Annotated in this window: 17 protein-coding genes; 12 read left to right on the top strand and 5 right to left on the bottom strand. The window is 52.8% G+C overall.

Features of this window, described 5'->3' with window-relative positions; translation table 11 throughout:
- The first annotated feature begins 105 nt into the window (after nt 1-105).
- The 5 genes from AC6RNO_RS33105 to AC6RNO_RS33085 all read left to right on the top strand — a co-directional run bounded on the left by AC6RNO_RS33105 (nt 106) and on the right by AC6RNO_RS33085 (nt 6,647).
- On the top strand, nt 106-1,128 hold the full coding sequence (locus tag AC6RNO_RS33105) for a substrate-binding domain-containing protein (RefSeq protein ID WP_497108032.1): 1,023 nt from the start codon (nt 106-108) through the stop codon (nt 1,126-1,128).
- A 272-nt stretch (nt 1,129-1,400) separates the two neighbouring features.
- Nucleotides 1,401-2,663, top strand: coding sequence for an extracellular solute-binding protein (locus AC6RNO_RS33100; protein ID WP_497108031.1), 1,263 nt, complete (start codon nt 1,401-1,403; stop codon nt 2,661-2,663).
- A gap of 87 nt (nt 2,664-2,750) precedes the next feature.
- The gene (locus AC6RNO_RS33095) at nt 2,751-3,617 is read left to right on the top strand and encodes an ABC transporter permease subunit (protein WP_497108030.1); all 867 of its coding nucleotides are present in this window, start codon (nt 2,751-2,753) and stop codon (nt 3,615-3,617) included.
- Nucleotides 3,617-4,438 (top strand): ABC transporter permease subunit, encoded by an 822-nt coding sequence (locus AC6RNO_RS33090; RefSeq protein ID WP_497108029.1) that lies wholly within the window; start codon nt 3,617-3,619, stop codon nt 4,436-4,438. Before AC6RNO_RS33095 ends, AC6RNO_RS33090 begins: the two co-directional genes overlap by 1 nt.
- A gap of 22 nt (nt 4,439-4,460) precedes the next feature.
- The gene (locus AC6RNO_RS33085; protein WP_497108028.1) at nt 4,461-6,647 is read left to right on the top strand and encodes an alpha-galactosidase; all 2,187 of its coding nucleotides are present in this window, start codon (nt 4,461-4,463) and stop codon (nt 6,645-6,647) included.
- Nucleotides 6,648-7,589: 942 nt separating this feature from the next.
- Here the strand turns inward: AC6RNO_RS33085 and AC6RNO_RS33080 are convergent.
- Both AC6RNO_RS33080 and AC6RNO_RS33075 read right to left on the bottom strand, forming a co-directional pair.
- A complete protein-coding gene (locus AC6RNO_RS33080) occupies nt 7,590-7,838 on the bottom strand; it encodes a hypothetical protein (RefSeq protein ID WP_488436106.1) in 249 nt (82 codons plus the stop codon).
- A gap of 169 nt (nt 7,839-8,007) precedes the next feature.
- Nucleotides 8,008-8,556, bottom strand: coding sequence for a stalk domain-containing protein (locus AC6RNO_RS33075; RefSeq protein WP_488436107.1), 549 nt, complete (start codon nt 8,554-8,556; stop codon nt 8,008-8,010).
- A gap of 209 nt (nt 8,557-8,765) precedes the next feature.
- Here AC6RNO_RS33075 and AC6RNO_RS33070 point away from each other — a divergent pair, with 209 nt between their 5' ends.
- The 3 genes from AC6RNO_RS33070 to AC6RNO_RS33060 all read left to right on the top strand — a co-directional run bounded on the left by AC6RNO_RS33070 (nt 8,766) and on the right by AC6RNO_RS33060 (nt 14,160).
- A complete protein-coding gene (locus AC6RNO_RS33070; RefSeq protein ID WP_488436108.1) occupies nt 8,766-11,729 on the top strand; it encodes an OmpL47-type beta-barrel domain-containing protein in 2,964 nt (987 codons plus the stop codon).
- Between the two features lie 286 nt (nt 11,730-12,015).
- Nucleotides 12,016-13,239, top strand: coding sequence for a multidrug effflux MFS transporter (locus tag AC6RNO_RS33065; RefSeq protein ID WP_488436109.1), 1,224 nt, complete (start codon nt 12,016-12,018; stop codon nt 13,237-13,239).
- A 165-nt stretch (nt 13,240-13,404) separates the two neighbouring features.
- Complete coding sequence (locus tag AC6RNO_RS33060; RefSeq protein ID WP_497108027.1) at nt 13,405-14,160, top strand: hypothetical protein; 756 nt, start codon at nt 13,405-13,407, stop codon at nt 14,158-14,160.
- A 77-nt stretch (nt 14,161-14,237) separates the two neighbouring features.
- On the opposite strand, the gene AC6RNO_RS33055 is transcribed toward AC6RNO_RS33060, so the two are convergent.
- Nucleotides 14,238-15,182: a helix-turn-helix domain-containing protein gene (locus tag AC6RNO_RS33055; protein WP_497108026.1), complete on the bottom strand. Its 945-nt coding sequence runs from the start codon at nt 15,180-15,182 to the stop codon at nt 14,238-14,240.
- Between the two features lie 207 nt (nt 15,183-15,389).
- Here AC6RNO_RS33055 and AC6RNO_RS33050 point away from each other — a divergent pair, with 207 nt between their 5' ends.
- The 4 genes from AC6RNO_RS33050 to AC6RNO_RS33035 all read left to right on the top strand — a co-directional run bounded on the left by AC6RNO_RS33050 (nt 15,390) and on the right by AC6RNO_RS33035 (nt 18,796).
- Complete coding sequence (locus tag AC6RNO_RS33050; RefSeq protein ID WP_474684226.1) at nt 15,390-16,118, top strand: ThuA domain-containing protein; 729 nt, start codon at nt 15,390-15,392, stop codon at nt 16,116-16,118.
- 216 nt (nt 16,119-16,334) lie between these two features.
- A complete protein-coding gene (locus tag AC6RNO_RS33045; protein ID WP_497108025.1) occupies nt 16,335-17,447 on the top strand; it encodes a hypothetical protein in 1,113 nt (370 codons plus the stop codon).
- Between the two features lie 789 nt (nt 17,448-18,236).
- Complete coding sequence (locus tag AC6RNO_RS33040; RefSeq protein ID WP_488436113.1) at nt 18,237-18,326, top strand: putative holin-like toxin; 90 nt, start codon at nt 18,237-18,239, stop codon at nt 18,324-18,326.
- Between the two features lie 380 nt (nt 18,327-18,706).
- Nucleotides 18,707-18,796: a putative holin-like toxin gene (locus tag AC6RNO_RS33035; RefSeq protein WP_497108024.1), complete on the top strand. Its 90-nt coding sequence runs from the start codon at nt 18,707-18,709 to the stop codon at nt 18,794-18,796.
- A gap of 121 nt (nt 18,797-18,917) precedes the next feature.
- Here the strand turns inward: AC6RNO_RS33035 and AC6RNO_RS33030 are convergent, their stop codons facing one another.
- On the bottom strand, nt 18,918-19,211 hold the full coding sequence (locus AC6RNO_RS33030) for a hypothetical protein (protein ID WP_497108023.1): 294 nt from the start codon (nt 19,209-19,211) through the stop codon (nt 18,918-18,920).
- Nucleotides 19,212-19,245: 34 nt separating this feature from the next.
- Nucleotides 19,246-19,695 carry a transposase gene (locus tag AC6RNO_RS33025; protein WP_497108052.1) on the bottom strand — a complete coding sequence of 150 codons (450 nt, stop codon included), beginning with the start codon at nt 19,693-19,695 and terminating at the stop codon, nt 19,246-19,248.
- Nucleotides 19,696-19,799 lie beyond the last annotated feature (104 nt).

Below are 19,799 nucleotides of genomic sequence, written 5' to 3'. Positions count from 1 at the left end.
CCCGGATGCGGCAGCGGGGAGGATCGTTTTTTATTTGTAAAATGGGTACTGCTCTGTTATACTAAATTTAAGTAAAAATATTAACTAAAACTAGGTTGTGATGAGATGGCTACAATAAGGGATATTGCCGAGCGTGCCAAAGTATCGTCGGCAACCGTTTCCCGCGTTCTGAACAACGATCCTTCTTTATCGGTCAGCGAAGAGACGCGGGAGCGGATTTTTCAAATCGCGGAGGATATCCACTATAAGCCGTCGCGCGTAAAACGGCTGAAAAAAGAAAACGATTTGGCGAGCAAGGAAATCGGCCTTCTTCTCTGGATATCGCCGGACGAAGAGAAGGAAGATCCGTACTTTTCCTCCGTCCGCCGCGGCATCGAAAAGCGTTGCGAGGAGCTTGGCGTCGCGATCGGCAAAGTGATCCGGGGCAATAATGCGGATCATCTCGCTTTGCAGGATCTGGACGGGTTGATCATTGTCGGATCCGTTGACGTGGAGGATATCGAGCGGATTTTTAGTAATAGGAAGGAAATTATTTTAGTAAATCATTCGCTCGACATTCGCAAGTACGATTCGGTCAAGCTTGATTTTCAGCAAGCCGTGGAAAACGTCCTGGATCACTTTTTTCAACTGGGCCACACATCCATCGGCTTTATCGGCGGGCACGAATATTTGTATAAGCTGGCTCCGAATAAAAAAGGCAGCCCCGTTGCCGATGCCAGGAGACATCATTTTGAACGGATCATGGAAGTGAAACAGCTGTTCAGGCCCGAGTTCGTGCAGATCGGCGACTGGTCGACGGCATCCGGATATGAAGCGATGCAGCACATTTTGCGGCAGCCGGATCGTCCGACAGCCTGCTTTATTGCCAACGATCCGATGGCGATCGGCGCGCTGAGAGCGCTGCACGAGCACGGAGTGAAAGTGCCCGGGGAGATGGCGATTGTCGGTTTTGACGATATCGAAGTATCCGCGTACGTAAATCCGCCGCTTACTACCGTCAAGGTGTATCCGGAACAAATAGGCAAAACTGCCGTACAACTGCTTCTTGAACGGCTTGAGGGAAGGGAAGTGCCTATGCACGTTGTGATCGGCACAGGGCTTGTCGTGCGCGAAAGCTGCGGGGGCTAGGAGTTTGTCCGCACAATAGCAACACCTTCGGACAGGCTCCAAGCCGGCGGAGATCAATTGGGGGAGGTGATGGCGCATTCATTGATGAGCGTTCGGGAATGGTAAGTCGAGGGAGCAACCGGGCAAGGGAACACCAAAAAAAAGAACCCAAGCCGCAAGGCGGCTATGGGTCGAAGAAAAAAACAACTATGCAAGTAATTGTAAAACAAAAAGAGAAGAGTTTCAAACGAAATCGACAAACTAGGAAACTTGATACCTGGAGGATTTGACAGATGAAAAAAATGCTATCCGTACTTATAACTTCCGTCGCTGCCGTATCTCTGATCAGCGGTTGCGGCAATGGCAGCGGCGCGTCGAACGGCACTGCCACTAATGAAAACGCTTCAACGAAAACGGCGAAGGTAGAGCTGCAGTTTCTGCAATATAAACCGGAAGCGCGCGACACGTTCGACGCGCTGATCAAGAAGTTCGAAGAGCAAAATCCGGGCATTCATGTCGTCCAGGACAACCCGCCGGACGCTTCGACGGTGCTCAAAACGAAGGTCGCGGCAGGCGAAGTGCCCGACGTTATCGCCAACGGCGGCGACAACGTATACGCCACTCTCGCGCAATCCGGCGTTCTGGCCGATTTCACGAACGCGCCGGAGCTGGCTAACATCCAGCCGGCTTACGTGAAGATGCTCAGCGATATCGCGGGAACGGATAAAACGTATGCGATCCCTTACGGCGTTAACGCTAACGGCATCATTTACAACAAAAAATTGTTTAAAGACAACAATTTGTCGGTTCCGACGACCTGGGACGAATTTGTGGCGCTGAACAAAAAAATTCAGGACATGGGCAAGCTGCCGTTCTACTTCACGTTCAAGGATGCGTGGACGACGCTTCCGGCTTTCAACGCTTTTGGCGCGAGCACGCAGGAGGACCAATTTTTCAAAAAGCGCAAAGACAATCAGGCTACTTTCGCTGCCGGATATAAAGAAGCGGCGGACAAGTATTTGCAGTTTGTCTCGTTCGGACAAAAGGATACGTTCGGCGTAGGCTATAATGACGGCAACGTAGCTTTTGCGGGCGGACAGTCGTTCATGTACGCGCAGGGCGTCTGGGCGATCGCCGAGATCAAAAAAGCGAACCCGAATATCGAGGTCGGCGTATTCCCTTACCCGGTTACGAACGACCCGGCCAAAAACAAACTCGTATCCGGCGTCGACCAGCTGTTGACGATGTCCGCTACGACCAAGCATGCCGCGGAAGCGAAGAAATTCATCGACTTCCTGCTTGATGCGGACAATGCGAAAGTGTATGTGAAAGGCGTGAATACGTTCTCGGCGATCAAAGGAATTTCCCAGGACGACGCTTCGGTCGCGGATCTGAAAACCGTGTTCGATAAAGGTCTTGTCGCGGACTTCCCGGACCACTACGTGCCGAGCAGCATGAAGCTCGACCAGCTTCTTCAGGAGTTCGTATCCAAAAAAGATTCAGGCGCTCTGCTGAAATCGATGGACGACGAGTGGAACAAGGCGCAGGCCAGATAATTTAAAATGACCGAACATGCGGGGATGAAACAGAAGGCGGATCGCTTTCGAACGTTTCATTCCCTCATTTCGTAAAGGAGTTCCGAGATGCGTAAGAACATGAGCGCGTTTTACATGATGGTTATTCCTGCCGTGATTCTGTTTTTTGCGTTTCATACGTTTCCGGTTATTATGGGCATTTTCTACAGCTTTACCAACTGGAACGGATTAGCCAAAACGTATCATTTTGTAGGGTTAAAAAACTACTTGAATGTGTTTCAGGACAAAAATGTGTACCAGGCGTACTGGTTTACGATTAAATTCGCCGTGCTCACCACGATTGTCGTCAATATCGTCAGTTTGCTTGTCGCGATAGGCCTTAATTCGAGAATCAAGCTGAAAAATACGTTCCGTGCCATTTATTTTCTCCCGAACATTCTCAGCATGCTGATTGTCGGATTTATTTTCAACTATTTGTTCTCCCACCTGCTGCCCGATTTGTTCGCGAATCTTCATATGGACAGTTTGGCCTTTAATATTTTGGGCAGAAGAGAATGGGCCTGGCTTGGAGTCGTCATCGTGACCGTCTGGCAAGCGACAGCCTTTAACATCATTTTATATTTGTCCGGCCTGCAGACGATACCCGCCGATTTGTACGAGGCTTCAAGCCTGGACGGCGCGGGCAAATGGAAAGAATTCTGGCACATCACCTTCCCGATGATTGCGCCGTTTTTCACGATCAACATGGTGCTGGCGATGAAAAATTTTCTCATGGCATTCGACCAGATTGTCGCGCTTACCGGAGGAGGACCGGCTAAAGCGACGATGTCCATCTCTTACCTGATTTTTACGGACGGGTTCCAGGGAGGCTCTTTCGCTTATCAATCCGCCAACTCCGTCATTTATTTCATCATTATTGTGTTTGTATCCGTAATGCAGCTTAAATTTTTGCAGCGAAGGGAGACGAGCTTGTAATGAAATTCGAGCGTACGAACTGGATCACGACTCTCTTCATTGCCGCGGGTTCGCTTATCGTGCTGTTTCCGCTTTATATGGCCGTGATGATCGCCGTGAAAAGCCCGCAGCAAATCGCTGCGTCCGTGCTGGCCTGGCCGTCCGAATGGCACTGGAGCAACTTCTCGGAAGCGATCCGCATGACGAATTTTTTCCACGCTTTTCAAAACAGCCTGGTCGTGACAGCATGCGCAGTCGTATTCACGCTGCTGACGAATTCCATGGTCGCTTACGCGGTGGCGAGAAATATGGACAAAAAGTTTTTCAAAGGCTTGTACTATTACTTTGTGAGCGCCTTGTTCGTTCCTTTTCCGATCATTATGCTGCCGATTGTCAAAGAAACCGCAAAGCTGGGGATGAACAATCACGCAGGTCTGATCATACTTTACGTCGTTTACGGCATAGCTTTTAATATGTTCGTCTACGTCGGCTATTTGAAAAGCATTCCCGCGGAGCTGGAAGAGGCGGCTACGATGGATGGCGCGACGGTATGGGGCACGTTCTGGAAAATTATTTTCCCGCTGCTTTCGCCCATTAACGCGACCGTCGGCATTCTGACTTGCATCTGGGCTTGGAACGACTTTTTGCTGCCGCTCATTATTTTGAGCAAGCCGACGATGGCTACGCTGCCGCTGGCGCAATACGTGTTCCAGTCGAAATTCGGAGTTAACTACAATTACGCTTTTGCGTCGTATTTGATGGCGCTGCTGCCGCTTGTCCTGATTTACTTGTTCGCCCAGCGCTGGGTCATCAGCGGCGTGCTGCGGGGCGCAGTGAAATAACCAAGTTGAGAGGAAGACCATCATGGCCATTTTTTATAACGAAGCAGAAAGCTTGTTTCATTTGCAGTCCAAGGATATGAGCTACATCATTCAACTGGTGCAAGGGTACCCGGCTCATGCCTACTGGGGCAAAAGGCTGCGGCACGACGGCAACTTGTCGCGCATCCTGACGTTCACGGAGCGTTCTTCGTTTTGCCCGAATCCGGTTGCGGAGGACAGGCGCATTTCGCTGGACACGCTGCCGCAGGAGTATCCGCAGTACGGCACGAGCGATTTTCGCGAACCGGCGTACCAGGTGCAGCTGGAAGACGGCACCCGGATTACGGAGCTGACGTACCGGGGGCACAAGATTTTTGACGGGAAGCCCGCGTTGGAGGGACTTCCAGCCGTGTATGCGGAGTCCGGCGGCGAAGCGCAGACGCTGGAGCTGGAACTGGTGGACGCTTATGCGAACATCACGGTATACGTGGCGTATACCGTGTTCGCGGATTTCGCGGCCATCGCCCGTTCGGTGCGTTTCGTGAACAACGGAAACGCTCCTGTTCGGCTGTGGCGCGCGCTCAGCGCCAGCGTGGATTTTCACGACGCCGATTACGAGGCGCTGTATTTATCCGGCGCATGGGTGCGCGAGCGCCATGTGCAAAGGCGGCCGCTCGCGCCCGGCGCCACGCGGATCGAAAGCCGCAGAGGCTCGAGCAGCCATCAGCACAATCCGTTCATGGCGCTGCTGCGGCCGCATGCGGACGAGGATCATGGGGATGTATACGGGTTTAGTCTCGTATACAGCGGCAACTTTATGGCGGAAGCGGAAGTCGATCAGTTCCATACGACGCGGGTTTCCATCGGCATCAATCCGTTCGATTTCGGTTGGCTGCTTGAACCGGGCGCGAGCTTCCAGACCCCGGAAGCGGTCATGGTGTATTCCGCGGAAGGGCTGGGGGGCATGTCCAGGACGTATCACCGCCTCTACCGCACGCGATTGTCACGGGGAGTTCACCGCGATAAGGTTCGGCCGATTCTCGTCAACAACTGGGAAGCGACGTATTTTAACTTTAACGCGGACAAAATCGAACAGATTGCCGCGGCCGCAGCCGAGCTCGGCATCGAATTGTTCGTGCTCGACGACGGTTGGTTCGGCAAAAGGGACGACGATACGAACTCGTTGGGCGATTGGATCGTCGATAAGAACAAGCTGCCCGGCGGGCTGGAGGATTTGGCGCAGCGGGTGAACAAGCTCGGGCTGCAGTTCGGCCTTTGGGTCGAGCCGGAGATGGTTTCGCCTGACAGCGAGCTGTACCGCAGCCATCCGGACTGGTGCCTGCATGCGCCGGGGCGCAGGCGCACGGAAGCGAGAAGCCAGCTGATTCTCGATTATTCGCGGGCTGATGTCAGGGACTACATCGTGGAGTCGCTTGGCGCGATCTTTGCTTCCGTGCCGGTTGCGTATGTCAAATGGGACATGAACCGCAACATGACCGAGATCGGCTCCGCTGCAAGCCCGGCGGAACGCCAGACGGAAACCGCGCACCGCTATATGCTCGGTTTGTACGAGGTGATGGAACGGCTGATTTCGGCGTTCCCTCATATTTTGTTCGAAAGCTGCTCCGGCGGCGGCGGCCGCTTCGATCCCGGCATGCTGTATTACATGCCGCAGACGTGGACCAGCGACGACACCGACGCGATGGAGCGGCTGAAAATCCAATACGGCACGAGCATCGTGTATCCGGTCAGCTCCATGGGCGCGCACGTGTCCGCCGTGCCGAACCATCAGGTCGGGCGCGTGACGCCGCTCGCGACCCGCGGGCATGTGGCGATGTCCGGCAACTTCGGCTACGAGCTGGACTTGACGCAGATGTCCGCGGAGGAGAAGCGGACCGTCAAGGAGCAGGTCGCCATGTACAAGGACATCCGCGCTCTCGTGCAGACGGGCGACATGTACCGTCTGCAAAGCCCGTTCCAGGGCAACGTAACGGCCTGGATGTTCGTTTCCGCCGACCGGAAGGAGGCGCTGGTGTTCCGCTTTCAGGTGCTGGCGGAGCCGAATGCGCCGCTGCGCCGCCTCGTCCTGAAAGGGCTGGACCCGCAGGCCGATTACGCGGTGGAAGGCATGGAAGGCCGGTTCGGCGGAGACCGGCTGATGCAAATCGGCCTGCCGATCCCGGCGCCGCATGAGGATTACTCCAGCCTGTGGTACAGGCTGAAGGCCTAGCGCGGCTTTAAATAACCGGCCCCCCGGATACTTCCGGGGGGCCGGTTATTTTTCGAGCGCTCGCGGCGCGGGCGTGGGCGAACGCGTTCCGCCGCCGCGCCCGCGCTTGCCGCCCGCCGGCCTCGCCGCCACCGTGCGCCCTACCGTGCTCGCCCCCACCGCGCCCAAAGGCGCTTCGAGCAGAGCACCGTTCGGCAGACAGCTCCGCAGCGGTATAAGCACCGCTCGTGCCCCCACCGATGAGCGATGCTCCCAAGTGGCCATCGAACGCTGCGAGGGATTCTGCCAAAAAGCTCACCAGCGGAGAAAACCTGCAAAAGTACATCTTTTTGCACCTTACTGCGCTTGCCTCGAACAATTCCTGCAAATGTGCAGTTTTTTTCGCTAAATTCGGGCTTCTGAGCGATCAGAGGCAAAAATTCCTGCACTATCGCAGGTTTTTGCTCCAAACGGGCCGTTTCCATCGAAAAAGCCTGCACTTTTGCAGGCTTTGTGGGTCGGCAATCCGCATCGCAGACGGCTGCACCGTCTCAGTCCGACAAAAGAGTTGAATCGTCCTGCGAGTAACAAACCTCATCCAACAACTGTGGCTAAAGAAAGGAAAAGTTTACTAGTCAGCCTCCGTTTGAGTCGATTTTATTCTTAAGACGAGGGGGCAGTGCGAAAACGATTGGGTAGGCGCAAAAATTGTGCTGTTGCGGTTCAAACTCCGCAACCGGCTGCACCATTTCGGTCCGGTAAAAGAGTAGAATCGCCCTGCGAGTAACAAACCCCATCCGACAACTGTGGCTAAAGAAAGGAAAAATTTACAAGTCAGACCCCGTTTGAGCGGATTTTGTTCTTAAGACGAGGGGGCAGTGCGAAAACGATTGGGTAGGCGCAAAAATTGTGCTACTGAGGTTCGAGCAGTGAGTCGTTCGGCAGACGGGGTCCGCAGCGGTATCAGCATCGCTCTTGCTCCCAACGATGAGCGATGCTCTCTAGCGGCCATCGAGCGCTGCGAAGGATACTACCGAAAAGCTTGCTAGCGAAGAAAACCTGCAAAAGTACATCTTTTTGCACCTTACTGCGCTTGCCTCGAACAATTCCTGCAAATGTGCAGTTTTTTTCGCTAAATTCGGGCTTCTGAGCGATCAGAGGCAAAAATTCCTGCACTATCGCAGGTTTTTGCTCCAAACGGGCCGTTTCCATCGAAAAAGCCTGCACTTTTGCAGGCTTTGTGGGTCGGCAACCTACTTCGCAACCAGTTGCACCGTCTCGGTCCGGCAAAGGAGTAGAATTGGCCCCCGTTTAAGCCGGATTTTGTTCTAAAGACGAGGGGTTCCAGCGTGAAAGCGTTTGTGTAGGTGCCCGCCGGGGCTTACTCGGTCTTTTCCCGCTCATCTTCCGGGTGGTGGTACAGGAAGCTCACCGCTCGGTTCATGCTCCAGACGCAGACGGTTACTGTTTCGCCGGCTTCGTTTTGTCCTTTCAGGAAGTAGTACACGGGGGCTTTGTTCTTTGCTTCTTCGGGGATTTGCGTTTTTTCGTCATCGGTTAGCAGCCGCACGGTGTAGTCGTCCTCTACATGCTTCAAATGGTGTTTCTCATAAGCTGTGAGTTTCGCCTGGTCCGGATTAACGTGGGGGGCGCCGATTCCCCTGACAGGAGGGGTATCGAAGGTCAGCGTGTTCGTGTCCGAGCGGTATTCGATTTTGGCGGCCAGGCTGTCGGCTATGAAGCGAACCGGCGCGTAAATATGTCCCTGATAGTACAGGGAGACGTATTCTTCGCCCAGCGGCAATTCGGCCCCGTCGATTACGTATTTTACCGGGAACGAGAGAACTTCCAGCGTGTTTGGCGAAGCGAAAACAAGTGTGGAAAATGATAGCGAAACTCCTATACATATGCCGATAATCATTTTTTTCATTGGAAAGGCAGCTCCTTTACTTGCCGGTATGCCAATTTATACAACGTTGACGGTCGTATGTTTCGTTTTACAAAGGTTTATTTTTCCAACGATATTTGGAAGCTTGCACAAATCTCGCCGCATTTACAAAAAAATATCACCGCTCCGGATGGGGACATGTTAGAATGGGGGCGGTAGACCATACTTCACTTGTCTAGAGGAGGAATATAATGAGTAAGATGGCAGGGTGGAAAGCGAAATGGGTAAAGTCGGCGCTGGCGCTATCGTTGGCCTTGCCGCTGCAATTTGCGGCTACGAGCGGTTTGCAGCAGGCGTTAGCCGAGGGTCCGACCGATCCCGCACCTTTCATCGAAGCTAAGGTTGTGAATGGGAATGCCGGCAAGAAGGTGCTGTTTGACAACACGCACGCACAGACGGCAGGGGCAGCGGATTGGGTGATCGACGGCGGGTTTTCGGACTTTGCCAATGCTTTGGCGAATAACGGCTTTTATGTAAAAGAACTTCGCAAAACGACGCCGATCACGCTGACCGATCTGCAAAGCTACGACGTGTTCGTGATCGGAGAGGCGAACATTCCGTATAAACAAAGCGAGCAGGCCGCTATGAAGCAGTATGTGGAGGGCGGCGGCAGCATTTTCTTCATCGCCGACCACTACAACGCGGACCGCAACAAAAACCGTTGGGACGCTTCCGAGGTTATGAATGGATACCGCCGGGGCGCATGGGAAGATCCTGCCAAAGGGATGAGCGACGAAGAGCGCAATTCGGCGGCGATGCAGGACGTAGCCAGCTCGGACTGGCTGGCGACGAATTTCGGCGTCAAGTTCCGCTATAACGCTCTCGGCGATATTACCGCCAACAATATCGTTGCGCCGGAGCAAGCTTTTGGCATTACGGATTCCGTATACAACGTTGCCATGCACGCGGGCTCTACGCTAGCAATCGTCGATCCGACGAAAGCGAAAGGCATCGTCTATTTGCCGCAGACGAATGAGGCTTGGGCGAACGCCGTGGATCAGGGCGTGTACAACGGCGGTGGCATCGCCGAAGGGCCGTATGTCGCAATCGCCAAGGCGGGCGCGGGCAAAGCGGCATTTATCGGCGATTCTTCGCCGGTAGAGGACGCCACTCCGAAATATGTGCGCGAAGACAACGGACAGAAGAAAACGACTTACGACGGCTTTAAAGAACAGAATGACGGCAAACTGCTCGTGAACCTCGTCAACTGGCTGGGGCAAAAGGAAAGCTACACGAGCCTGACGCAAGTAGACGGGCTGCAGCTTGACCAGCCGACGGCTCTGCTGCCTTTTGAAGAGCCGGCAGCTTCCACGGAGCCGAAGCCTGAGCCATGGGCCGCTCCGGATGCGGGCTACAAGTGGTGGGACCGCTCTACGTTCAAAGCGGGCTCCTACGGCGGTCCGGCGGCTACGGCGAGCGCGACGTACGGTTTGGTTCACCAGGCGACGCTGCCGAACGCGCAGGACTTCCAGGTTCGCGTCACCGTCGATAATCTGCCTGCGAACACGACTGTTTCAGGCTTCAGCGCGGGCATCTATCTGGCCGGAGGCACGCAGGTCGCGATGGTGCAAAACGCCGACGGCACATGGCCGACGGCTTACGGCTACAGCTCCGCTTTCAGCGTGACTTCCAACTTCAAGGGCCACGCCTCCAAAGATCTGACATTCCGCATCAAGCCCGGTACAAGCGGTGCGGCGAGCTTGCGGCTCAGACAAAACGGCGGCAACTTGAAAACAGAAGCGGTGACGATCGCAAGCGTACCGGCCGAACCGCTGCCGGAAGAGGAATCGCCGATCCCGGCCAAAATTACTGTCGCAGAAGCGCGCAGTAAAGCCGAAGGATCGCTTGTGACGCTGGAAGGCGCCGTTACGACCGAGCCGGGCGCTTTTGGCGGTCAGGCGTTTTATTTGCAGGATGCGACAGGCGGCATTTATGTTTTCCAAAGCCAGAGCGGCTTCCACCTGGGAGATACGGTGAAAGTGACCGCGTCGACGGCGCTTTACAACACGGAGCTGGAGCTGACCAACCCGGTTGAAATCGCCAAAACCGGCACAGCGGCCGTTCCGCAAGCCGTATCGGCAGCGGCGGTAAATGACGCCAACCAAGGGCAGCTGGTGCAGCTTGACTCCGTCACCATTCACAATATCGTTAGCGCGACACCGACAGGTTCTTTCGAATTCGACGCGGCAACCGGTTCGGTAAGCAACCATATTCGCGTGGACGGACGCACAGGCTTGACTTTGACTCAATTCCCTTATCAAGAGGGAAAAGTTGTAACGATTACGGGCGTAGCATCGATTTTCAAAGGTGTTTATCAATTGAAACCTCGCGGCTTATCGGATTTTGCGGTGCCAGCGGATACGACTCCGCCGGTGACGAAAGCTGCACTGTCGGGAACTCCGAACACAGAGGGCTGGTTCAACCAAGATCAGACGCTGACATTGACCGCATCCGATGAAGGCAGCGGCGTGGCATCGATTTTGTATAACCTGGACGGCGGCGCATGGACGGCTTATACGGCACCTGCGGTTATTCAAACGGAAGGCACTCATACGATCCAGTACTATTCGACCGATGCCGCCGGAAATGCGGAAGCGGTGCAATCCCTGTCATTCAAGCTCGACAAGACGCTGCCTTCCGTCACTTTGACGCAATCGGGCAAGCCGGTTCATGATGTGTCATTTTTTGAAACGCTGAATTTCACGCTGTCCGCTTCCGACGCAGTATCGGGGGTAGCGGCACAAAAGCTGCTCCTGGACGGAAAAGAAATCGCCAGCGGTCAAAGCATCAAAGCGAAGCAACTGGGCTTAGGCGCACATACGGTACAGTATACGGTTACGGATGCAGCGGGAAATAAAGCCGAGCAAAGCCAAACGTTCAAAGTGAGAAGCATCTTCGATATCATCAGGGAAATTTTGAAACAGCTGCATGATGGCGGGTTCTTCAAAAATGAAGGCACCTACACTTCTATCGTAGCGAAGCTGAATCAGGCCGAAGATCAGTACAATAAAGGTCATTTGGATCAGTCGTTTGGCAAAATGGTGGAACTGCAAGTCTCCGTAAACAGAGAAGTTTCGAAGGGCAGCATCAATGCCGAAGCTTCGAAAGAACTGGTGCAGACTATTCTTGAAGCGATTTTAAACGGATTGAAGTAAGGCAATGCTGCTGTAAAAATAGTACCCGAGAAGCCCGCGATGCCGGGCTTTTTGGGTTGTCTGAAAGGCTGCCCGGGGCATCGCGGCATGCTGGGATCTTTGATGAAATCCGGCCTGTTTGAAAGCGCTCTATCCAGACAAGAAAACATGCTCGGATTAGGTTGTTTGGTGCTGGACAGACAAGCCGGTCAAATGGTAGGATGGATGAGAAACAGTTGCCGTAGCAACTATTTTTCGACAGTGGAATAGTAGCAGCAAAAAAAGTACAGAAAGTTTGTGATATACGATGAATAAACACAATCATGCCGACGCAGCGGCTCCGGCTTCTTTGAGTCCGTCGCGGCGGCTGGGAACTGCGGCCGTTTTAGGAGCGCTTGCCTCATTCGGACCGCTGTCGCTGGATATGTATTTGCCCGCATTGCCCGTATTGGCCGACGATTTGCATACGAGCACCTCGCTCACCCAGATGAGCTTGACGGCCTGCATGCTGGGGCTATCCCTGGGACAATTGGCCGCAGGGCCGGTCAGCGATGTGCGGGGACGGCGCAAGCCGCTGCTCCTGGGACTTGTCGTCTATGCCATTGCTTCGATTTTATGCATGATTGCTTCATCGATCTGGGTCTTCATCGCACTGCGTTTCATTCAAGGGCTCGCCGGAGCGGTGGGGATCGTCATTTCAAGAGCGATAGTCCGCGATTTGTACTCGGGTGTGGAACTGACCAGGTTTTTCTCGCTGCTCATGCTGATTAACGGCGCTGCCCCGATTTTGGCACCGATCTTAGGGGCGCAAATTTTACAATTCGCATCTTGGCGGGGCGTCTTCGTAGCGCTGAGCCTGATCGGTGTCGCGATGCTGATCGCCGTTTTGTTCGGCCTCGGCGAGACGCTGCCGGCCCATCGTCGCTCCAAGGGCGGGCTTGGCAATACGCTGGCCACTTTTCGCGTGCTGCTTACGGATCGCTCGTTCATGGGGTATGCCTTAACACAGGGCTTGGTGATGGCCGCTATGTTTGCTTACATATCCGGGTCGCCCTTTGTGCTGCAAAACATTTTCGGCGTTTCCGAGCAAATGTTCAGCGTGCTGTTCGGCATCAACGCTCTCGGCATTATTATTGCCGGTCAAATTACGGGCCGGCTGGCCGGCAAAGTCGACTTGCGCAAGATGCTTGCCTGGGGGCTGGGAATGGCGGCCACCGGCAGCCTGCTGCTGCTTGTTGCGGTTTTGGCCGGTGCCGGACTGCACGTTATTTTGCCGGCGCTTTTCCTGGTCGTGTCCAGCGTCGGGCTCGTCTCAACCTCGACATCTTCGCTCGCATTGCAGAATCAGGGGAAAACGGCGGGCAGTGCGTCCGCGCTGCTGGGCTTGCTGATGTTCATTATCGGCGGCATTGTCGCGCCGCTTGTCGGAATCGGCGGCAGCCAGACCGCCGTACCGCTCGGGATTATTATAGCGCTTATGGAAGCGGGAGCCGTCACATCCTTCCTGCTGCTGGCCAGACAGCGGAGCTAGGGCCTGGGCTGGGAGAGCGGCGGCTTCCGGTTAAGCCGTTCAGGCTCCCTTTATTTTCATTTCATCAAACATTTAAGCTGTATTAAGCCTTGCGTCAAAGTTCCTTCACATTTATTTCCTATACTTTGAATCGTAGTCGAATTCATTGAAGAGGAGACAAGGTTCATGAAGAAACTTCACAAAGCAATGCTCACAGGCACATTGGCAGCCGGGCTGATGATTGGCGGCGGAATCGTGGCGCAGCACAATCAGGCTTTTGCCGATGAGGCGGGAACAACTTCGACAACTGCGAATCAGCCGGCTTCCAACAACTCCAAACATTTGGCCAGCCATCATCAATTCCGCGGCGGCTTCGCTCTCGGCAAAAGCTATTTAGACGCAGCAGCGGTTCTTGGCATTGACCAAAGCACTTTCAAAGAAGAGCTCAAGCAGGGCAAAACCATCGCACAAATCGCACAGGAAAAAGCAGGGCTCAGCGAGGATGCGGTGCTGCAAAAGCTGACCGATGCACAAACGAAAAAAATCGACGACGCCCTCAGCGCCGGCAAAATTACGCAAGCACAAGCCGACAAGCAAAAATCCGGGCTCGCCGACCGGTTGAAAAAACTTGTCGAAAGCAAGCCGAAGGCGATGGCTTTCAAAGGCAAGCAGCAGGCCGCCAAGTGGGGCAGCCCGGACAAAATCGCGAGCCTGCTCGGCATGACCAAGGAAGAGCTGGCGGCAGAGCGCAAAGCCGGCAAATCCATCGCCGACATCGCCGCGGAAAAAGGCATCAGCGAAGATCAACTGATTGCGAAGCTGAAAGACAGCCTGACCGATCAGCTTACAAAGTTCGTTGAGCACAAAGGCGGGCCGCATGCGAAAAAAGCGGACAGCGGCACTGCCCCAAGCGCCACGCCTGCTCCAACGACGACGCCATAAACCCGAAAAAAGGTTGCTCCGGCATGTCTTTTGCAGACTGTCGGACAACCTTTTTTTTGTTGGCGGGCGGGCCGGGCTTACGGCGTGCCGCCTGGCGCTTGCAGCGCCGAGCCGATGGCGCGCTGGCTTCTCATGCGCCGCTTGAATTCCTTGGGCGAGCATTCGTTATGGCGCTTGAACAGCTTGTAGAACTGCGCCATATTTGAAATGCCCACTTCAAAGCTCACATCCATCATGCTGAGATCGCCGGTCAGAAGCAGGCGCTCGGCTTTTTTTATTCTTTTGTAATTCACGTAATCGACGAAGGACATGCCCATTATTTTTTTGAAATATTTGATAAAATAATGATAGCTCAGATTGAGCAGGGAGCATACGTCCTCGACGGCGATTTTATCGCTCAGATGCGTCTCGATGTAGTCAAGCGCAGGACGGAGCCGGATAAGCCCGGTTTCCTCGGCGGTGCCGATCAGATTGCGGTTATCGCTGCGCATAAGCAGCAGCAGCAGTCTTTTGATGGATGCGGTAATGGCCAATTCGTAACCCAGCTTGCGCGACTGGGACTCCTGGAAAATGTCCATAATGAGATCGTAGGCCGACTGCTTGACCGCGGCATTTTCCCGAAACAAATAATTAAACAGTTCGAGCGGCTGCGTCAACTCGGAAAAACAGTGCAAATACGGCATGGTACTGGGGTCAAAATGCTGCGACAGATCGACCTGGAATACGACGTAAGAGAGCGGATCTGCGGTGTGCTTGTAAGTGCGGTGCGGCTGGGAAGAGCCCAGTACGATCACATCGCCGGGGCCGAGAACGGCAAAGTCGTTCCTGGTCTGAATGCCCAGATGCCCGTGGGTGACGGCCAGAAATTCAACCTGCTTATGGTAATGCCAGGGCCAGGGATGGCGGATGCCGCAGTCGGCCGTTTCGTTGGCGATTTCCCATACTTTCAAAAATAGCAGCGGATTCTGATAAACGACTTCCTCATTGACAAGCTCTGTAAATGTACTCGCGGCACTCGTCATAGGTACATACCTCGCTAACGGAAAGACAATTTTGAATAGAAGAAAGACGGCAACAAACGGGGATTTCCCAGTACAAGTATAGCATGCTTTTTAGCGGATAGACATTTTTGAATAAGAAATAGGCAGGATCACGCCTTTTTATTCGGCAGCCGGAAGCCTATACTCAAGGTAATAAATCAATTCCTACCCCGTGGAGGTAATTTGCAAATGAGCCAGAAGCTGAAAGTTACAGTTTGGAACGAATTCCGTCATGAAAAAGAAAGCGAAATCGTCCGCGCGGCTTATCCGAACGGCATCCATACGGCCATTGGCGAAGGTCTTGGCGATGTGGAAGTTACGTATGCAACGCTTGATGATGCCGAGCACGGGCTGACCGAGGAAGTGCTGAACAATACGGACGTATTGATCTGGTGGGGACATAAGGCGCATGACGAAGTGCAGGACGAAATCGTAAACCGCGTTCAAAACCGCGTCCTGCATGGCATGGGGCTTATCGTGCTGCATTCCGGACACTTTTCCAAAGTGTTCAAAAAGCTGATGGGCACAAGCTGCGACCTCAAATGGCGCGAAGCCGACGAGAAGGAGCGCATCTGGGTCGTAGCGCCGGGACATCCGATCGTCGAAGGCATCGGCGAGTACATCGAGCTGCAAGAAGAAGAAATGTACGGCGAGCACTTCGATATTCCGCAGCCTGATGAGCTGATCATGGTCAGCTGGTTCGAAGGCGGCGAAGTGTTCCGCAGCGGCTGCACATTCAATCGCGGCCAGGGCAAAATTTTCTACTTCCGCCCGGGACACGAAACGTACCCTACTTACTACAACGAGCAAGTTCGCCGTGTGATTCGCAATGCTGCGCACTGGGCGGCTCCGACGACGCGCGAATATCCGAAATACGGCAACCACAAGCCGCTGGAAACGATCAAAGCGAAAGCTTAGGAAGTTCAATCTTAAAAAACGATTAGCCCTGCGGCAGCTGCCTTGTGCAGAACGCCGCGGGGCTGTTTCGTTATAACCGCCCGCAGCTTCCGGTGCGCGGTGTTGCGCAGCATCACGGCGGCCGGTCGACCACAGGCTAGTGCGGACTACCGGATTCCCGTTTTCTTGAGCGGAAAGGAAAATAATGTTACTCTGGTAGAGGGAGGGATTAAATCGATGAAACAATGGCAAGTGATTGCAGCGTCCTTGACGGTACTGTTGCTTTTGGAGACAACCGCTTCCGCTAGTCAGATGGAGTTTACAAACCAGGACAAGACGAATTGGGACAGTCCTGCCAAAGGGCGGCTGGAAGCATTCCAAGTGGACGACAAGTACGTCTCTACTACCGCTGAGGTGCAGTGGAGCAAGGATAAAATCGATATTTCAAACCGGAAATTTTATGTGCCTGCATTAAAAATGACGGCGGATCGCTCCGATCTGCTGCAGCCCCAAGTGTTGGTCACTAATTTGCCCGGCGCGAAATTTAACAAAAAGCTTGTGGACGACGGCCGGGGAGTCGAAATCGAAGTAACTGCTTTGGACGGCAGGAAACTGGCCGAGGACAAGTCCTACACGTTTTCCACTTCATGGACTTACGCGGGAGGCAAAAAAGATAACCCGGCCATTACCCTGCAGTCGCTCCAGCGCTTTATGCAGCCCGGAAACGGCACGGTCAACGATTTGACGAAAACCGAAGATACGCTGGCCGGTGTAGAGTGGAAGCAGTTGAAAGCTATCGACTCCAAAACCCGCGATACAGACTATACGTTCAATAGCGGGTTCTTTACCGGCAAAGCGGAAGAGGCTTTCATCAATGGCGGTAAAGTGAAAAGTTACATGAAAATTGATTCCAAAGAGTCGCTGGAGCAATTCAAAAAAGAGAGGAAACGGCTGATTAATATCGCTTCGCCAGATGTAAACATTCCGTTTGCGATTACTTTTGATAAACCGGTGTCTCCAAACGGATTGAAAGATTTTTTTGAAGAAAACAACCTGTCCGTGGCTCAAATTTATGGCGAAGGCACCACCGAACAAGGGGACAAGTACACGATAAGCTGGTTCGATGCCGATCCGAATGTCTTGAGTTTGATGAATCTGGATTCGATTGCGAAGTATAAATTCACTTCCTTTGACGTTACCGAAATCGAGGGCATCGCCACTGGGAAAGATTTGCAGAATTTAAGCTACCAATTGAGCCCCGGATCCGTAATGGATATCGAGGAAGCCGGCCAATTGCCAACGGGCATACATCAACTGCTAGAGCGCTATTCCGGTGAATCTAGCGAATAAATATGATGTAATAATGATAAGGCAGTCTGGGGTTTGATGGGAATTACGCAGGCTGAATCGGGGGGACGCTAGCCCAGCATCAGGTCTGAAATGCGGGTGATTGTTTGATAGTTTTGAACGTACAGACCTGATTTTGTTCTCGTTGGCAGCCGGTCTTCCAGTTGCTTGCTAGGAGACAGCGCATTGCTTAACAACACGGAGAAAACTTGCAAAACCCGCACGACCCGTGGAGGTCACCCCCCCACAGATTGAAAATAATCAGTTCTACTGCTACAGTTTCAAGCTTTAAAAGCGTAACAGTTGGAAACTAGTTCGTAAAAAAGTGAGACAGTTGCAAATCCCTCACCAGGGAAGCGCATCTGCTTCGTAGTACGGAGAATACCTGCAAAAGTGCAGTTTTTTGTAGGTTCATACGCTAATAACGAAACATTCCTGCAAAAATACAGGTTTTTCATCGAACATCTGGGTTCAGGCCCGTTTTCACTGAAAATTCCTGCACAATCGCAGGCTTTCGGCAAACTAAGCTGCTTTTACGAAGAAAGCCTGCACAATCGCAGGCTTTTCGGGTTGTAGCTGCTTTATGAGTGGCTGCCCCCCGATCAGGGCTATCTCTGGCTGCCCTAACAAAGTACCGCGACTTTCTCGGGAAGCCTGAAGATTTAGACTTGATATGGGAATCAAACCCGACGAAAAATAGGCCTTCAGGCAGAGGGTCTATCGTGCTATAATATGGCTTGCACAATAGAACGGCTGATATGGGCGGTCGGCTAGTCTCCCGGAAGGGAGGTGATGCCAGTGGAGGTATTTCAAGCGATACAGTTAATGTTCCTATTCGGAATGTTTATTCTCGCGCTGCTTACCTACATGAAAAAGAAATAGACCGCCCTAGGTCAAAGGTAGCGGTCTATTCTTGACTGATTCACCTTTAAAAGCCAACCGCCCTTAAAAGCGGCTATCGTGCAGGGGAGACGGCTGCAACCGGCTCCTCTTTATTTATTTTTATTATAATACCAGCACTTTATACGCGCAACCACCTTATACAAAATACCCTCTACGCTCAGCTTGGCCGAACGGCACGCCGGGAATGAATGCTATTCCGATGAAGCTGCAATTAATTATGGTGAAAATAATGAAAAGACAGTATGAGATTCATTTTGAAGAAAATAGGCCTTCAGGCAGAGGGTCTATCGTGCTATAATATGGCTTGCACAATAGAACGGCTGATATGGGCGGTCGGCTAGTCTCCCGGAAGGGAGGTGATGCCAGTGGAGGTATTTCAAGCGATCCAGTTAATGTTCCTATTCGGAATGTTTATTCTTGTGCTGCTTACCTACATGAAAAAGAAATAGACCGCCCTGGTCAAAGGTAGCGGTCTATTCTTGACTGTTTCACCTTTAAAAGCCAACCGCCCTTAAAAGCGGCTATTGCGCAGGGGGGACGGGTGCAACCCAATGTTGTCAGGTTAAGCGGTTATAGCCCCCGCCGCTTGGTCTTCGTGAATTTGTTAGCTTTTGTCTGTTTGTTCCGTTTGAAAGAGCGATCCTTCACTATGGGGACGATGTTGCGCTGAAGCTCCTCCAAAAATCGGGCGTGCAGGTCGTCCCTTTTCGTATCGTCTTCTTCCAGCATCATTTCGATGAGCCGATTGCGCAATTTGCCGACCAGAATATTTTTATTGATCCGGTACTCTGTGTATTTCAGATGCTCAGTTCGCTTGCTTTCCTTCATCTGCGTTTCGGCTTCTTGTTCCAATATAGAAGCCATGTTGCTCAGCAGCACCGCTGCGTAGAAATCCTGTTCAATGATCTGAGGCTTTTGTCCCGAAAANTGCGTAGAAATCCTGTTCAATGATCTGAGGCTTTTGTCCCGAAAAATTCTCAATCTCAAACTTATGCTTCAAATCGTCGAAACGCGTTTCAATCCCCCATCTTTTGAAATACAAGGGCTTGCTCGCTGCGTAACTCAGTTCGTCAGCGCTAACGTTGGTTAACAGGATTTCCGTTTCGCCGGTAGATAGTTCCACTTTCAGTACCCGAACTTTCAGTATTGTTCCCGGTGGAATGCTTTTCCCTTGCTTCTTCAGTTCTTTGGCTCTGGCTTTCGTGATTTCGATCGTCACGACTTCATCCGGCAGTGTCGTGTTTACAATTTCTTTGTAAAATGACCCTTGAGCCCGCATCAAGTAAAAGATGCCTTTTTCTTGTAAATACAGCATGAACTCCGCTGACGGGTAGCCACGATCAAACAAGATCAGATTCCGAACAGGCGTGGTTTCAAGACTCAACAGGTGTTCTACGTTCCGTTTGGCCAGATCCCGTTCATTATCGTCATAACGGCTTAGGCAGGTACTAA

This window comes from Paenibacillus sp. sgz302190 (genome assembly GCF_059820445.1).
The sequence above is the reverse complement of the archived record's forward strand: the minus strand, read 5'-3'. Positions and strand labels throughout refer to the sequence as shown.

What these genes read in the sequence shown, in the direction of transcription:
- AC6RNO_RS33105 (WP_497108032.1), top strand. Translation starts at nt 106, where the DNA reads ATGGCTACAATAAGGGATATTGCCGAGCGTGCCAAAGTATCGTCGGCA.
- AC6RNO_RS33100 (WP_497108031.1), top strand. Translation starts at nt 1,401, where the DNA reads ATGAAAAAAATGCTATCCGTACTTATAACTTCCGTCGCTGCCGTATCT.
- AC6RNO_RS33095 (WP_497108030.1), top strand. Translation starts at nt 2,751, where the DNA reads ATGCGTAAGAACATGAGCGCGTTTTACATGATGGTTATTCCTGCCGTG.
- AC6RNO_RS33090 (WP_497108029.1), top strand. Translation starts at nt 3,617, where the DNA reads ATGAAATTCGAGCGTACGAACTGGATCACGACTCTCTTCATTGCCGCG.
- AC6RNO_RS33085 (WP_497108028.1), top strand. Translation starts at nt 4,461, where the DNA reads ATGGCCATTTTTTATAACGAAGCAGAAAGCTTGTTTCATTTGCAGTCC.
- AC6RNO_RS33080 (WP_488436106.1), bottom strand. Translation starts at nt 7,838, where the DNA reads ATGGAAACGGCCCGTTTGGAGCAAAAACCTGCGATAGTGCAGGAATTT.
- AC6RNO_RS33075 (WP_488436107.1), bottom strand. Translation starts at nt 8,556, where the DNA reads ATGAAAAAAATGATTATCGGCATATGTATAGGAGTTTCGCTATCATTT.
- AC6RNO_RS33070 (WP_488436108.1), top strand. Translation starts at nt 8,766, where the DNA reads ATGAGTAAGATGGCAGGGTGGAAAGCGAAATGGGTAAAGTCGGCGCTG.
- AC6RNO_RS33065 (WP_488436109.1), top strand. Translation starts at nt 12,016, where the DNA reads ATGAATAAACACAATCATGCCGACGCAGCGGCTCCGGCTTCTTTGAGT.
- AC6RNO_RS33060 (WP_497108027.1), top strand. Translation starts at nt 13,405, where the DNA reads ATGAAGAAACTTCACAAAGCAATGCTCACAGGCACATTGGCAGCCGGG.
- AC6RNO_RS33055 (WP_497108026.1), bottom strand. Translation starts at nt 15,182, where the DNA reads ATGACGAGTGCCGCGAGTACATTTACAGAGCTTGTCAATGAGGAAGTC.
- AC6RNO_RS33050 (WP_474684226.1), top strand. Translation starts at nt 15,390, where the DNA reads ATGAGCCAGAAGCTGAAAGTTACAGTTTGGAACGAATTCCGTCATGAA.
- AC6RNO_RS33045 (WP_497108025.1), top strand. Translation starts at nt 16,335, where the DNA reads ATGAAACAATGGCAAGTGATTGCAGCGTCCTTGACGGTACTGTTGCTT.
- AC6RNO_RS33040 (WP_488436113.1), top strand. Translation starts at nt 18,237, where the DNA reads ATGCCAGTGGAGGTATTTCAAGCGATACAGTTAATGTTCCTATTCGGA.
- AC6RNO_RS33035 (WP_497108024.1), top strand. Translation starts at nt 18,707, where the DNA reads ATGCCAGTGGAGGTATTTCAAGCGATCCAGTTAATGTTCCTATTCGGA.
- AC6RNO_RS33030 (WP_497108023.1), bottom strand. Translation starts at nt 19,211, where the DNA reads ATGGCTTCTATATTGGAACAAGAAGCCGAAACGCAGATGAAGGAAAGC.